General features: G+C 62.5%; 8 protein-coding genes. 4 read left to right on the top strand and 4 right to left on the bottom strand.

Annotation, left to right across the window (positions count from 1 at the left end; genetic code table 11):
• Nucleotides 1-378: 378 nt before the first annotated feature.
• Entirely contained in the window at nucleotides 379-1881 is a 1503-nt protein-coding gene (gene proP / locus U5A08_RS15935) for a glycine betaine/L-proline transporter ProP (protein WP_253396278.1), read from the bottom strand.
• 153 nt (nucleotides 1882-2034) lie between these two features.
• On the opposite strand from proP, the gene U5A08_RS15930 reads away from it, so the two are divergent.
• The gene (locus tag U5A08_RS15930; RefSeq protein WP_321847390.1) at nucleotides 2035-2556 is read left to right on the top strand and encodes a GNAT family N-acetyltransferase; all 522 of its coding nucleotides are present in this window, start codon (nucleotides 2035-2037) and stop codon (nucleotides 2554-2556) included.
• A gap of 153 nt (nucleotides 2557-2709) precedes the next feature.
• Entirely contained in the window at nucleotides 2710-4113 is a 1404-nt protein-coding gene (locus U5A08_RS15925) for an MFS transporter (protein ID WP_321847389.1), read from the top strand.
• A 33-nt stretch (nucleotides 4114-4146) separates the two neighbouring features.
• Here the strand turns inward: U5A08_RS15925 and U5A08_RS15920 are convergent, their stop codons facing one another.
• The gene (locus U5A08_RS15920; RefSeq protein ID WP_321847388.1) at nucleotides 4147-5067 is read right to left on the bottom strand and encodes a bifunctional helix-turn-helix transcriptional regulator/GNAT family N-acetyltransferase; all 921 of its coding nucleotides are present in this window, start codon (nucleotides 5065-5067) and stop codon (nucleotides 4147-4149) included.
• Between the two features lie 208 nt (nucleotides 5068-5275).
• Nucleotides 5276-9331, bottom strand: a complete 4056-nt coding sequence (locus tag U5A08_RS15915; protein ID WP_321847387.1) for a bifunctional nitrate reductase/sulfite reductase flavoprotein subunit alpha — start codon at nucleotides 9329-9331, stop codon at nucleotides 5276-5278.
• Nucleotides 9332-9852: 521 nt separating this feature from the next.
• Between U5A08_RS15915 and nirB the strand changes: the two genes are divergently transcribed.
• Both nirB and nirD read left to right on the top strand, forming a co-directional pair.
• Nucleotides 9853-12405 (top strand): nitrite reductase large subunit NirB, encoded by a 2553-nt coding sequence (gene nirB, locus U5A08_RS15910; protein WP_253396273.1) that lies wholly within the window; start codon nucleotides 9853-9855, stop codon nucleotides 12403-12405.
• The gene (nirD, locus tag U5A08_RS15905; protein ID WP_253396272.1) at nucleotides 12405-12767 is read left to right on the top strand and encodes a nitrite reductase small subunit NirD; all 363 of its coding nucleotides are present in this window, start codon (nucleotides 12405-12407) and stop codon (nucleotides 12765-12767) included. Before nirB ends, nirD begins: the two co-directional genes overlap by 1 nt.
• A 72-nt stretch (nucleotides 12768-12839) precedes the next feature.
• Here nirD and U5A08_RS15900 read toward each other — a convergent pair whose 3' ends face one another.
• On the bottom strand, nucleotides 12840-13880 hold the full coding sequence (locus tag U5A08_RS15900) for a methyl-accepting chemotaxis protein (RefSeq protein ID WP_425262848.1): 1041 nt from the start codon (nucleotides 13878-13880) through the stop codon (nucleotides 12840-12842).
• Between the last annotated feature and the right edge of the window lie 53 nt (nucleotides 13881-13933).

Here is a 13933-nt window from a genome sequence, read left to right as displayed (position 1 = left end):
TAGACGCGAAAGTCCGAAGAGTAAAGAATTGGTATCGGTGATTAATGTCGGAAGATTCGCCTTTACGAGACAGGTACTTCCTGAACGTGTTTTCGAGCCCCGTCCCAGAAAGGGTATGCGGCGTGCTGGGCGATGTCCCCGGCGAGGCGCCGAGCGTGGTGTTTCGGGCTTGTCGTCCTATAACGTGATTTTCATGCTCTTCGCTGTATCCGCATAACACTTAGATAAACGGCAATCTTTCAGATTTACAGCGTGTACGAAGCTCGATATGAAAGTCGCAATTGTACGATTGTACGATGACACGTGACGTTAAATGTGTCCTATCTAGATGGGGTGAGTCCCGTTGGAGCGGTGTCGGCCGCCCCGAACGGTCAGGTTTCAGTTGATCCGTGGATGCTGCTGCACAAGGTTATTGCGCTTGGCTTCCAACTCGGCAATTTCGGCATCGATGTCTTCGATTTTCTGCTCGATATTGTCGTGGTGTTCCTGCAGCAGTTCCTTGGCCTCTTCCATGTCCGAAGCGGCCGGAGCGGCGCCGCGCAGGGGCTTGTTCGCGGTTTCCTTCATGGTCAGGCCGGTAACCAGGCCGACTACGGCGAACACCATCAGGTAGTAGGCGGGCATGTACAGGTCGTTGGTGCTTTCCACCAACCAGGCCACTGCGGTCGGGGTCACGCCGGCGATCAGCACCGAGACGTTGAACGCACTGGCCAGGGCGCTGTAGCGCAGGTGCGTGGGAAACATCGCCGGCAGGGTCGATGCCATCACACCGATAAAGAAGTTGAGCACGATGGCCAAGATGAGCAGGCCGCTGAAGATCAGGCCGATCTTGCCGCTGGTAATCAGCATGAACGCGGGGATCGACAGGAAAAGCAGGCCGATGCTGCCAGCGATGATGAAGGGTCTGCGGCCGATCTTATCGCTGATAAAACCAATGAACGGCTGCACGAACAGCATGCCGACCATGATCGCGATGATGATCAGCACGCCGCTGTTTTCTTTGTAATGCAGGTTATGCGACAGGTAGCTCGGCATGTACGTGAGCAGCATGTAATAGGTCACGTTGGTGGCCGCGACGATACCGATACAGGTCAACAGGCTGCGCCAGTGCTGGGTGGCGACTTCCTTGAACGACACTTTTGGGCCGTGGGTCAGGCCTTCGCGGTCGCCTTGTTCGAGTTTGTCCATGTGCTGTTGGAACGCTGGCGTTTCTTCCAGCGCATTGCGCAGGTACAGGCCGATAAGGCCCAGGGGCAGGGCCAGGAAGAACGGCAGACGCCAGCCCCATGCTTCGAAGTCCGCTTCGCCCAATACGCTGGAAATCAGCACCACCACGCCGGCGCCGAGCACGAAGCCGGCGATGGAGCCAAAGTCCAGCCAACTGCCGAGAAACCCGCGCTTGCGGTCCGGGGCGTATTCGGCAACGAAGATCGAGGCGCCGGTGTATTCACCGCCCACTGAGAAGCCTTGGGCCATCTTGCACAGCAACAGCAGGATCGGCGCCCAGATGCCGATCGAGGCATAGCCGGGAATCAAGCCGATGGCGAAGGTGCTCAGGGACATGATCACAATGGTCGCGGCCAGGACTTTTTGCCGCCCGTATTTGTCGCCCAGCGAGCCAAAGAACAGGCCGCCCAGGGGACGGATCAGGAAGGGTACGGAAAAGGTGCCCAGTGCGGCGATCATTTGCACGCTGGGGGAGGCGTCCGGGAAGAACACCTTGCCGAGCACATAGGCGACAAACCCGTACACGCCGAAGTCGAACCATTCCATGGCGTTGCCCAATGCAGCGGCGGTGATCGCCTTGCGTACCTTGGCGTCGTCGACGATGGTGATGTCTTTCAACCCGATGGGTTTGACGCTTTTCTTACGTAATTTCATGCGGACCACTCTGAAACTGAACTGGGGTGGTGCCATCGCTACGATGGCACCGCTCTGTCAGTTGAGATACAAGCGGACACCAAATAATTCACCCCTATTTGCGTTTTTTTGCAGATGCATTGAACTTCATGAGTTCCCAAGGGAGTCAACCCCATGCCTGTCATCGCTTCCCGCCTGATCTATCGCCAACCGCAACCCGAAGACGTGCAGCGATTGTTCGCGATCTTCGGCGACCCGCAGACCAACCTGTTCAATCCCGCCGGCCCCATGACCTGCCTTGCAGACGCGCAACGCCTGCTGAACCGCTGGCGCGAACACTGGGCCGCTCAGGGCTACGGTTGGCGGGCGATTGCCTTGCGGGACGCGCCGCAGCACATCATCGGCTTTGGGGGGATTGCGCCCCTGCATTACCTGACGCAGCAGCGCATCAACCTGGGCTATCGCTTTGCCGTCGAGGCCTGGGGGCAGGGCTACGCCACCGAACTGGGCCGCGATGCGCTGGCGCAGGCGTTCGACACCCTTGATTTGCCTGAAGTGTTCGGCTTGGTGCGGCCTGATCACAGGATGTCGATTCGGGTCCTTGAAAAGATTGGCATGCAACGCTGGGGCGTGCTTGACGATGTCCCCGGTGAGGCCCCGAGCGTGGTATTTCGGGCTTGTCATCCTATAACTTGATTTTGATGCTCATCGCTGTATCCGTATAAAAGCCCAGATAAACGGCATTCTTTCAGATTGACAGCGTGTAGGGAGCCCGATATAAAAGTCGCAGTTGTACGACGACATATGACGTTACATGTGTCCTATCTAACAAAAATAAAAAGTGATGCCATGAACTTGAACGAGCCCATCAACGCCCAGCGCGTTGGCCAAGCGGTAGGCAACTATCGCTGGACCATCTGCGCGATGCTGTTCTTCGCCACCACCGTCAACTACCTCGACCGCCAGGTGCTCAGCCTGCTGGCGCCGCAGTTGTCGACGCAATTTGGCTGGAGCAACACCGATTACGCGAACATCGCGGCGGTGTTCCAGTTTGTCTATGCGATTTCCATGCTGTTCGCCGGGCGGTTTGTCGACAAGATCGGCACCAAGGCGGCTTACGTCATGGCGATTGCCATCTGGTCCACCGGCGCGATCATGCATGCGTTCGCGGTGCCGATGGGCGAGGGGATCGCGGCCGTGAGCGCTGCGATTGGCTTGGCGGTGATTCCGGTATCGATCGCGGGCTTTATGCTCTCCCGCGCGGTGCTGGCGATCGGTGAGGCAGGCAACTTCCCGATTGCGATCAAGGCGACCGCTGAGTATTTCCCCAAGAAAGAACGCTCGCTGGCGACCGGCATTTTTAACTCGGGCGCCAACGTTGGCGCGATCCTGGCGCCGATCTGTGTGCCGCTGATCGCCGGGATGTGGGGTTGGGAAGCGGCGTTCATGGTCATCGGCATGCTCGGCTTTGTCTGGGTCGCGGTGTGGGCTGCGGTGTATGAAAAACCCGATCAGCAAACTCGCCTGTCGGCCGAGGAACTGGCCTACATCCGCAGTGACCAGAGCGCACAGCCGTTCACCGCGCAGGCTACAGGCGCGGCGTCGAAAGAAGTCTCGTGGTTCAAGCTGCTGACCTATCGCCAAACGTGGGCCTTTGCCTTCGGCAAGTTCATGACTGACGGCGTGTGGTGGTTTTTCCTGTTCTGGCTGCCCACTTACCTGTCGGCGCAATACGGCATGAAAGGCGCCGATATCGTCATGCCGCTGGCGGTGCTGTACAGCATGACCATGGTCGGCAGCATCGGTGGCGGCTGGTTCCCCAGCTACTTCATGGCGCGGGGTGATGCGCCTTACGACGGCCGCATGAAAGCCATGTTGGTCATCGCGCTGTTCCCGCTGGTGGTGCTGCTGGCGCAACCGTTGGGCTACATCAGCTTCTGGGTGCCGGTGTTGCTGATCGGCGTGGGCGCGTCGGCGCACCAGGCGTGGTCGTGCAATATCTTCACCACCGTGTCCGACATGTTCCCGCAGAAAACCGTGGCCTCGGTGGTCGGCATCGGCGGCATGGCCGGCGGCTTGGGCGGGGTGGTGATGACCAAGGTCGGCGGCTGGGTGTTTGACTACTACAAGTCCATCGGCGATATCCACACCGGCTACATGATCATGTTCGCGATCTGTGCGCTGGCGTATCTGGTTGCATGGAGCGTGATGAAGAGCCTGGTGCCGCGCCACAAGGAAATCACTGATCTGTAAACGCGGCGGGGCTTGAGTCGTCCAAGCCCCGCACTACAGCGCACGCGCCCAGGTCTGGCTGACCAGCGGCTGGCCAAAACTGAGGGTGGGCTCTTCCTCAATCAGCTCAAAACCGGCTTTCTGGTAGAGCTTGCGCGCGTCGGTCAGTGCACTCATGGTCCACAGCATCATGCGTGTGTACCCGGCATTTCGGGCAAAGCGCAGGCACTCGTCGACCAGGCGCTGGCCGATACCCAGGCCCCGCGCACTCGCGTCGACGTAGAGCATGCGCAGTTGGGCGGTGCTGTCGTCACGGCGCACGACGAACACCGAACCCACCACCGCGCCATCCTTCTCCGCGATCCAGCAGCGCTCGCGGGTCGGGTCGAACTCGCGCAGGTACTTGGCGACAATCTCCGCCACCAGTGCTTCGAACTCCCAGTTCCATTGGTATTCACGCGCATACAGTGCCGATTGCTGCTGCACCACCAGGCCCATGTCGCCGGGTTGCGGGTCGCGCAACAGGTAGCTCGGAGCGGTGCCTTGCAGCAACGCTTGAATGCGCTGCATGGCTGCGGTCAATTGCTGTTGTTGCGGCTCGGGCAAGGCGCTCAATAAGGCAATGACTTCTTGCTGGGTTTGTTGTTCCAGCGGGGCCAGGACGGACCGGCCCAGGTCACTGAGGTGCAGTTGCACCGCGCGCGCATCGGTGATCGAGCGGACTTTCTGGATCAAGCCCTTCTTCTCCAATCCGCTGATCAGCCGGCTCAAGTAACCCGCATCCAAGCTGAGCATCTGGCAGAGGTCGGTGCTGGTCAGGTCGCCGCGTGAGGACAGTTCGTACATCACGCGGATTTCGGTGAGGGAGAAGTCGCTTTGCAGCAGGTGTTCCTGCAGCACGCCGATCTGCTGCGTATAGAAACGGTTGAAGCCGCGCACGATACCAGCGCGCTGAACAAGCAGGGGAGTGGACATGGTGCGCGCTCTAATGGTTGCCTTGAGCAAGTATATTATTGCTTTAGGCAACCATGTCAATGCGTTTAATTCAGCCGATCAGCAGGCGCAGTTGCAGAATGAGGGCTGATCACCCGCCACTTCTGTGCGCCCATGAGCATGGAATGGCCAGCGGAATTTCAGCGCTGATGTCATCGGTCACGCCGACACTGAGGCGGCGTGACTGTTTTCAGTAGACATCCCGCAGGTAGCGCTTCTGCTCACTCATCCGCCGCCAGTAATCGACGGCGCTCTCGACGCCCAGCCCGCCGTGACGATGGGCAACCTGGCGCAGGGCCTGGTCGACATCCTTGGCCATATGGCTGGCATCGCCGCAGATGTACAACTGCGCGCCTTCCTGCAGCCAGCGCCACAGCTCGGCGCCGTGTTCGCGGATGCGGTCCTGCACGTAGATTTTCTGCGCCTGATCGCGGGAAAACGCCAGGCTCAGGTGGGTGAGCAAACCATCGCGCTGCATGCCCCGCAGTTCATCCTGGTAGTAAAAATCGCTCGCCGCGTGTTGTTCACCGAAAAACAGCCAATTGCGGCCCTGATGCCCCAGGGCCCGGCGCTCCTGCAAAAATGCGCGGAAGGGCGCCACGCCGGTGCCGGGGCCGATCATGATGATCGGTACGTCGCCATCGGCAGGCGGGCGGAAGTGTTTGGAGGGCTGCACGAACACCGGTACTTCGCCGTTGTCGGCGCGGTCGGCGAGGAAGGTTGACGACACGCCTTTGCGCTTGCCGTAGCGCACGGCCGCCACGGTCAGGTGGACTTCCCGCGGGTGCGCCTTGGCGCTGGATGCAATCGAATACAAACGCGGTTGCAGGCGTTTGAGTGTGCCGAGCAGTTCGTCCGCCGAGCAGTCGATGGGGTATTCGTGCAGCACATCCGCCAGTTGCCGGCCCCACAGCCAGTCCTTCAGCTCGGTTTTGCGCTCAGGTTCGAGCAGGTGTTTCAGGCCCGGCTTGGCGCTGCGCTCGGCGATGAAGGCCAGGGTCTCGCTGTTGGGCCGGGCAATTTCAAAGTGCTCGGTCAGGGCCTGGTGCAGCGGCACGTCGCCGAGTCTGTCGATGTTTACGCAGGTGCTGGAACCCAGGCGCGTCAGATCAAGCAACTCGCTGACCAGTTCAGGGCAGTTGCGCGGCATCACCCCCAAGGCATCGCCGGCTTCGTAGGTCAGCCCGGAGTCCGCCAGGTCCAGGGAGAATTGACGGGTTTCCTTGTGGCGGCTTTGCGGGTTCAGGTGCAGGTTGAGCAGCAACCGTGAGGCATGCGTCTCGGGTTTTCCGCTGGGCGTGGCGAGGGCTACGGGCGTTGCCGGGTTGAGGGTGTGTAGGAACTGCGTGAACCAGGCATCGGCGCGTTCTTCGAATTCGGTATCGCAGTCGACGCGCTCGAGCAGGCGGGTGGCGCCCAACTCCAGCAGGCGCCGGTCGAGTTGTTTGCCGTGCTGGCAGAACTGCTCGTAATTGGGATCACCCAACGCCAGTACCGCGAAACGCAGCGACTCCAGACGGGTCTCGGCGTGTGTCAGGCCGTGCCAGAAACCTTCGCCGTTGTCCGGCGGGTCGCCGTCGCCGAAGGTGCTGCTGATCAACGCGAGGTTCTGCGTGTGCGCCAGTTTACTCGCGGGGAAGTCCGCCATCGCGCTCAGCTCCACCGCGATGCCGCTGGCGCGCAGGCGCTGGGCAAAACGCTCGGCCAAGGCTTCGGCGTTGCCGGTTTGCGAGGCCCATAACAAGGTGACGGCCGGCGTATCAGGGGCGGGCGCGGCTGCCACGGCGCTGGCCTCGGTGCGGCTGAACAAGCCGCCCAGCAGGCCGTCCAGCCACAGTCGGGCATCCTTGGCCACGGGCGCATTCGCCGGCAGCGTCGGGACACCGCCGGCCGGGTGCGCGGCGCTGGATTGCAGACCACTGAGAAAACCGGCGAGGTAGGTGCGCTCATTGTCGCTCAATGACGGTGACGGCAGGTTGCGGATGCCGACCAGGTCGGCGAAGGCGTCGAGGCGCGACATGGCGAGCTCCTCTGCTAAGGGGGAAACGGGCTGGGCGACGGGTGCCGCTACGTCGAGGAACTGGTGCTCGATCAGTTCGACCCGTTGCAGGGCCACCGCACAGAACTTGAACTCGGGCTGCAGCGAAATCGGGTCGACCGCGTCATGGGTCACGGCGTTGATCGCCAGGTTGTCGCCGAACACATCGTTCCAGTGAAACGGCGCAAAACAGGTGCCCGCCCGCACGCGGTCGCTGATCACTGCGGGCAGTACGGCGCGGCCGCGCCGTGAGCGTATCTCGACCGGGTCTTTGTGCTTGATGCCCAGGCTGGCGGCGTCGTCGGGATGGATTTCGACGAAGGGGCCGGGGTTGAGTTTGTTCAGTGTGGCGACCTTGCCGGTCTTGGTCAGGGTGTGCCACTGGTGTTGCAAGCGGCCGGTGTTGAGCACGAACGGGAACGCTTCATCGGGCATTTCCGCCGGCGACAGGTGCGGGCGCGGGAAAAACCGGGCTTTGCCGTGTTCGGTGGCGAAAACGATCGCGGGTTGGCGACCGTCGGCATGGGTCTTGAGGGGTTGGCTGATGCCGTTATTCAGGTAGCGGATCGGGTTGCGCTCTGCGGCCTCGTTCGATGCGCACGGCCATTGCAGGGGTTGTTCGCGCAGGCGTGCATAGCTGGCGCCGCGAATGTCGTAGCCGGTGGCGGGGTTCCAGGCGCGCTTGATCTCTTCGAACACCTCGTCGGCGGACGCATACGTGAAGGCGTCGGCGAAGCCCATTTCGCACGCGACCCGGGCGATGATCTGCCAGTCGGCCAGCGACTCGCCCGGTGGCTCCACGGCTTTTTGCATCAGGGTCAGGTTGCGCTCGGAGTTGATCATCACGCCTTCGGCTTCGGCCCACAGGGCGCCGGGCAAGAGGATGTCGGCGTAGCGATTGGTCTCGGTATCGAGGAACGCATCCTGGGTGATCACCAGTTCGGCGGTTTGCAGCGCCTTGATCACGGTTTGGCGATTGGGCACGCTGGCCACCGGGTTGGTGCAGATGATCCAGCAGGCTTTGATCTGCCCGGCCGCCATCTGCTCGAACATGGCGACGGTGCCACTGCCCGCCTGGCGCGGCAGGCTGTCGGCGGGCAGGTTCCACAGTGCTTCGATAAATGCGCGGTCGGCGTCGACCAGCACCGAGCGCTGCCCCGGTAGGCCGGGGCCCATGTAGCCCATCTCACGACCGCCCATGGCGTTGGGTTGCCCGGTCAGGGAGAACGGCCCGCTGCCGGGGCGGCAGATCGCGCCAGTGGCCAGGTGCAGGTTGCACAGCGCGTTGGTGTTCCAGGTGCCGTGGGTGCTTTGGTTGAGGCCCATGGTCCAGCAGCTCATCCACTCGGCGGCCTGGCCGATCCAGTCGGCGGCTTGGCGGATGTCGGCTTCGGCCAGGCCGGTCAGTTCGGCGACCCGCTGCGGCGGGTAGTCCTCCAGAAAGCCGGGCATGGCCTCCCAACCTTCGGTGAAGGCGGCGATAAAGGTCGGGTCGGTGTGCCCGTTTTTCACCAGCAGGTGCAGCAAGCCGTTGAGCAACGCCAGGTCGGTGCCCGGTTTGATCGGCAGGAACAGGTTGGCCTTGTCGGCCGTGGCACTGCGCCGAGGGTCGACCACGATCAGTTTGGCGCCGGCCTTGACCCGCTCCATCATGCGCAGGAACAGGATCGGGTGACAGTCGGCCATGTTGGCGCCGATCACGAAGAACAGGTCGGCGCGGTCGAAGTCTTCATACGAGCCGGGCGGCCCGTCGGCACCGAGGGAGAGTTTGTAGCCGCTGCCGGCGCTGGCCATGCACAGGCGTGAGTTGGACTCGATGTTGGCGGTGCGCACAAAACCCTTGGCCAGTTTGTTGATCAGGTACTGGGCTTCCAGCGACATCTGCCCGGACACGTAGAACGCCAGCGCATCCGGGCCATCGCGGTCGAGGATGGCGCGCAAACGGCCGGCGGTCTCGCTGATGGCCTTGTCCATGCCGATACGCACCGGGTCGTGATCACGCGCCTGGCGCAGGTAGGCGTTTTCCATGCGGCCGGACTCGGCGATGGCTTGCCCGCAGGTGCTGCCTTTGGTGCAGAGCCGGCCGGCGTTGGTGGGGTGGGCCTTGTCGCCGATCACCTTGACCACGCGGTTGTGCTCGACGTGCATGACGATGCCGCAGCCCACGCCACAATAAGGACACACGCTGCGTACACGTTGGTTTGCCATTGGTAATCCTCGGATCTTTTCTGCCCGCCCATAAAAAAAGCGCCCTGCAACCCTCCGTTGGAAACGGGGATTACACGGCGCCTTTGTCGTGAGTGGGCAGTCAGCGTTGACTGCTTGGTTGGTGTGTTCCTAGCAAGTCACGCGCCAGGTTTTTCACACGCCGCTGTGACGGGCTTGGTTGCGCCCTGTGCGCCCGCGCTACACGGGAAAATGCACTTTTATGACGCCGGCGCGCACCAGTTGGAGGCACAACCAGCGGTGTCTGGCAGGGTGAGCGGCACTTGCCGCCGTTGCGACGGGCATGACGGCGGATTGGCACAGAGCCTGCAAGCTCAGGAACAATCCCACCTCGGTCAACGACGATCGACAGGCCGTACAGGTCATGGGCACCAGCGGTAGAACCGGCGAAGACGTCCGGATCGATCCCGCATCAGAACAGGCAAAGGCGCCTGGAACCGCAAGGTTTCAGGCGTTTTTTTTTGCTTTTTTCAAACCGTGATGAGCTTTGTCGGGTGCTTGATATGAACTCCAGTCTGAAACAGCTGAAAACCCTGATCGTCGTCGGCAATGGCATGGTCGGCCATCATTGTGTGGCGCAACTGATCGAGCGCGGCGCCTTGGATCACTATCGCCTGCATGTGTTCAGCGAGGAGCCGATGCGTGCCTATGACCGCGTGCATTTGTCCGAATACTTCACCGGCCGTGATGCCGAGTCGTTGGCGTTGTCGCACGCCTCGCTGTACCAGACGCCGGGCGTGACCCTGCACCTGGGGGTGCCGGTGCTGGAAATCGACCGCGCCCGCTGTGAGGTGATCACCGCCGCAGGCAACGTGGCGTATGACACGTTGGTGCTGGCGACCGGCTCTTATCCGTTTGTGCCGCCGATAGACGGCGCGCAAGGCGATTCGCGGCTGGTCTATCGCACCCTGGAAGACCTCGACGCCATCCGCGCCGCCGCCGCGAATGCCCGGCGTGGCGTGGTGGTCGGCGGTGGCCTGCTCGGCCTGGAAGCCGCCAACGCCCTGAAAAGCCTCGGCCTTGAAGCCCATGTAGTGGAATTCGCGCCGCGCCTGATGCCGGTGCAACTGGATGACTTCGGCGGGCTGGCGCTCAAGGCGCAGATCGAGCGGCTGGGCGTGGGCGTGCATTTGTCCCGCGCCACCCAATCGATCAGCGCCGGCGAGCAGTACCGCTACCGCATGAATTTTGCCAACGACGAATTCCTTGAAACCGACCTGATCGTGTTCTCCGCCGGGATCCGCGCCCAGGACGCACTGGCCCGCCAGGCCGGCCTGGAGATTGGCCCGCGCGGCGGTGTGGTGATCAATGATGAATGCTTGAGCTGCGACCCGAACATCTACGCGATTGGCGAATGTGCGTCCTGGAACGGCAGCCTGTTCGGCCTGGTCGCGCCGGGTTACCAGATGGCCCGAGGGGTTGCCGCGCTGTTGTGCGGGCAGGCCGCCGAGCCCTTTGTCGGCGCGGACATGTCGACCAAACTCAAACTGTTGGGGGTGGACGTCGGTTCCATTGGCGACGCCCATGCACACACGCCCGGTGCGCGCAGCTACCAGTTCATCGACGAGGCCAGCGCCAGCTACCGGCGCCTGGTGGTGGACGCCAGCGGCAAACAGGTGATCGGTGCGGTGCTGGTCGGCGACAACAGCTACTACGACACGTTGCTGCAGTACATGCAGAACGGCATTGCGTTGCCGGCCGAACCGGCCAGCCTGATCTTGCCGTCGTCCGCCGGCGCACCGACCCTCGGCCCTGGCGCCTTGCCGGAGTCGGCCACCGTCTGCTCCTGCCATAACGTCACCAAAGGCTCGATTTGCACGGCCATCGACAGCGGCTGCGCCGACCTTGGCCTGCTCAAGGCGCAGACCAAGGCCTGCACCGGTTGCGGCGGTTGCGCCGGCTTGCTCAAGCAGGTGTTCGAGCATGAACTGGTGGCCCGAGGCGTCAGCGTCGACAAGAGCCTGTGCGAACACTTCGCCTATACCCGTCAGGAGTTGTATGCCCTGGTGCGTGTGGAAGGGGTGATCACTTTCGAAGAATTGCTGGCCAAACATGGCCGTGGCCACACCGGTTGCGATGTGTGCAAACCGGCGGTGGGCTCGATCCTCGCGTCATGCTGGAACCAGCCGATCATGGACGCCTCGCTGGTGCCGTTGCAGGACACCAACGACACGTTCATGGCCAACATGCAGAAGAACGGCACCTACTCGGTGGTGCCGCGTATTCCGGGCGGCGAAATCACTGCGGAAAAACTCATCGCCATCGGCGTGGTCGCGCAGAAATACGAGCTCTACACCAAGATCACCGGCGGCCAGCGCATCGACCTGTTTGGCGCGCAACTGCATGAGTTGCCGGACATCTGGGCCGAGCTGATCGACGCCGGGTTTGAAACCGGGCATGCCTACGGCAAATCCACGCGCACGGTGAAGTCGTGCGTCGGCAGCACCTGGTGCCGCTACGGCGTGCAGGACAGCGTGAAAATGGCGCTGCTCATCGAGGACCGCTACAAAGGCCTGCGTTCGCCGCACAAACTCAAGTTTGCGGTGTCCGGCTGCACCCGCGAATGCGCCGAAGCGCAAAGCAAAGACGTCGGCGTGATCGCCACCGAGAAGGGCTGGAACCTCTACATCGCCGGTAACGGCGGCATGCGCCCACGCCACGCCGAGCTGTTCGCGACCGACCTGGATGACGCCACGCTGATCCGCTACATCGACCGCTTCCTGATGTTCTACATCCGCACCGCCGACAAATTGCAGCGCACCTCGGTGTGGCGCGAAAGCCTGGAAGGTGGCCTGGATTTCCTCAAGGACGTGATCCTCGACGACAGCCTGGGCCTGGGCGCCGAACTCGAAGCGCAAATGCAGCTGGTGGTCGACCGGTACGAATGCGAGTGGGCCAACGCCCTCAAAGACCCGGAAAAACTCAAACGCTTCCGCACCTTCGTCAACGACAAGCGCCCGGACCCGGACATCCATTTTGTCCACGAACGCGGCCAGCGCCGGCCGATCATGGCCGCCGAACTCAACCTGATTCCCGTCATCGAGGAGCTTGCCTGATGAGCCAGTCCAACACCCAGCGAAACCTTGCCACCTGGCAAAGCGTGTGCAACGAAAGCGACCTGGTGAGTAACTCCGGCGTGGTGGTGTGGTACGACGGCGCGCAAGTCGCGCTGTTTTACCTGCCGGACGCACCGGATCAGACGCTCTACGCCATCGACAACCACGACCCGGAATCCGGCGCGAACGTGATCGGTCGCGGGCTGGTCGGCAGTATCAAAGGCGACCTGGTGGTGGCCGCGCCGATCTACAAACAGCATTACCGTCTGGCAGACGGCCAATGCCTGGAGGCACCGCACCAGCACTTGCGGGTGTGGCCGGTGCGGTTGAATGCGGGGGTGGTGGAGTTGGGGGTGAGTTGAGGCGAGGCGGGAGTCAGGCGCCCACCCTCCAGCTGCCTGCGGCATTTGGAGAATGGGCGCGTGCGTATACGGTCAGCGGTTGAAACGCTCAACCAGTGCGTATTGGGTGGCCGCGGTGTGGGTCAGTTCTTTGCTCAGGTCAGTGGATTGGTGGGCCTGGACCGACGTCTGGTCGGCGAGTTCGGCGATGGTGGTGATGTTGCGGCTGATCTCTTCGGCCACCGCGCTTTGCTCTTCGGTGGCGGCGGCGATCTGGGTGGTCATCTCGGTGATGTGGGACACCGCTTCGCTGATGCCGACCAGCGCCTGGTCCGCCTCAAGCACCCGGGCCACGCCTTCCTGCGCCTGGCGCTGGCCGTGCTCCATGCTTTGCACGGCGTTGTTGGACGACGCCTGGAGCTTGGTGATCAAACCATGGATCTGGGTGGTGGAGTGCGTGGTGCGTTGTGCCAATTGGCGCACCTCGTCGGCGACGACGGCAAAGCCGCGACCCATATCGCCGGCACGTGCTGCTTCAATGGCAGCGTTGAGGGCCAGCAGGTTGGTCTGGTCGGCGATGCCTTTGATCACGTCAACCACAGAGCCGATTTCGTCGCTGTCCCGGGCCAGTTGCGCCACGGTGATACCGGTCTCGCCGACCATGGCGGAGAGGCGCTCGATGGCTTCGCGGGTATCGCGCGCCACCTCGCGGCCGCGTCCGGTCAGCACGTTGGCTTGCTGGGTGGCATCCGCGGTGCGTTGCACGTGGCTGGCGACTTCCTGGGTGGTCGCGGCCATTTGGTTGACGGCCGCCGAGACCTGCTCGGTTTCGACGCGTTGACGGTCCAGGCCGGTCGAGCTGGCCATGGCCAGTCGGTCGGATTGCCCGGCCAGCGCGCTGAGTTGTTCGGCACTGTCCTGCAGGCGGGTCAGGCAGGTCTTCAGGCGGGCGTTCTGGCTGAGGAAGGCGGTTTCCAGGCGGGCCTGGGGGCCGCGTTCATCGCTGTACATCTGCGCAATCAGCGCATCCGAGGTCGACGGTTCGACGTCCGCCAGCAAACGTAACGTTGCACGCTGACGCAACCGCGTGCCGATTATGCCCACGGGCACCGCAACGGCTACCGCTACAGCCATCGCCAGCGGCGCGCTGAGGAACAGCCCGCCCACGGCGCCGGCAAGCCCGGCGG

This window comes from Pseudomonas paraveronii, from assembly GCF_963681955.1.
Lineage (GTDB): Bacteria > Pseudomonadota > Gammaproteobacteria > Pseudomonadales > Pseudomonadaceae > Aquipseudomonas > Aquipseudomonas paraveronii.
This window is presented reverse-complemented; position numbering and strand designations above follow the sequence as displayed.

Coding starts and splice junctions, on each gene's coding strand:
- nirD (WP_253396272.1), top strand. CDS start 12,405: ATGAGCCAGTCCAACACCCAGCGAAACCTTGCCACCTGGCAAAGCGTG.
- nirB (WP_253396273.1), top strand. CDS start 9,853: ATGAACTCCAGTCTGAAACAGCTGAAAACCCTGATCGTCGTCGGCAAT.
- U5A08_RS15930 (WP_321847390.1), top strand. CDS start 2,035: ATGCCTGTCATCGCTTCCCGCCTGATCTATCGCCAACCGCAACCCGAA.
- U5A08_RS15900 (WP_425262848.1), bottom strand. CDS start 13,880: ATGGCTGTAGCGGTAGCCGTTGCGGTGCCCGTGGGCATAATCGGCACG.
- proP (WP_253396278.1), bottom strand. CDS start 1,881: ATGAAATTACGTAAGAAAAGCGTCAAACCCATCGGGTTGAAAGACATC.
- U5A08_RS15920 (WP_321847388.1), bottom strand. CDS start 5,067: ATGTCCACTCCCCTGCTTGTTCAGCGCGCTGGTATCGTGCGCGGCTTC.
- U5A08_RS15925 (WP_321847389.1), top strand. CDS start 2,710: ATGAACTTGAACGAGCCCATCAACGCCCAGCGCGTTGGCCAAGCGGTA.
- U5A08_RS15915 (WP_321847387.1), bottom strand. CDS start 9,331: ATGGCAAACCAACGTGTACGCAGCGTGTGTCCTTATTGTGGCGTGGGC.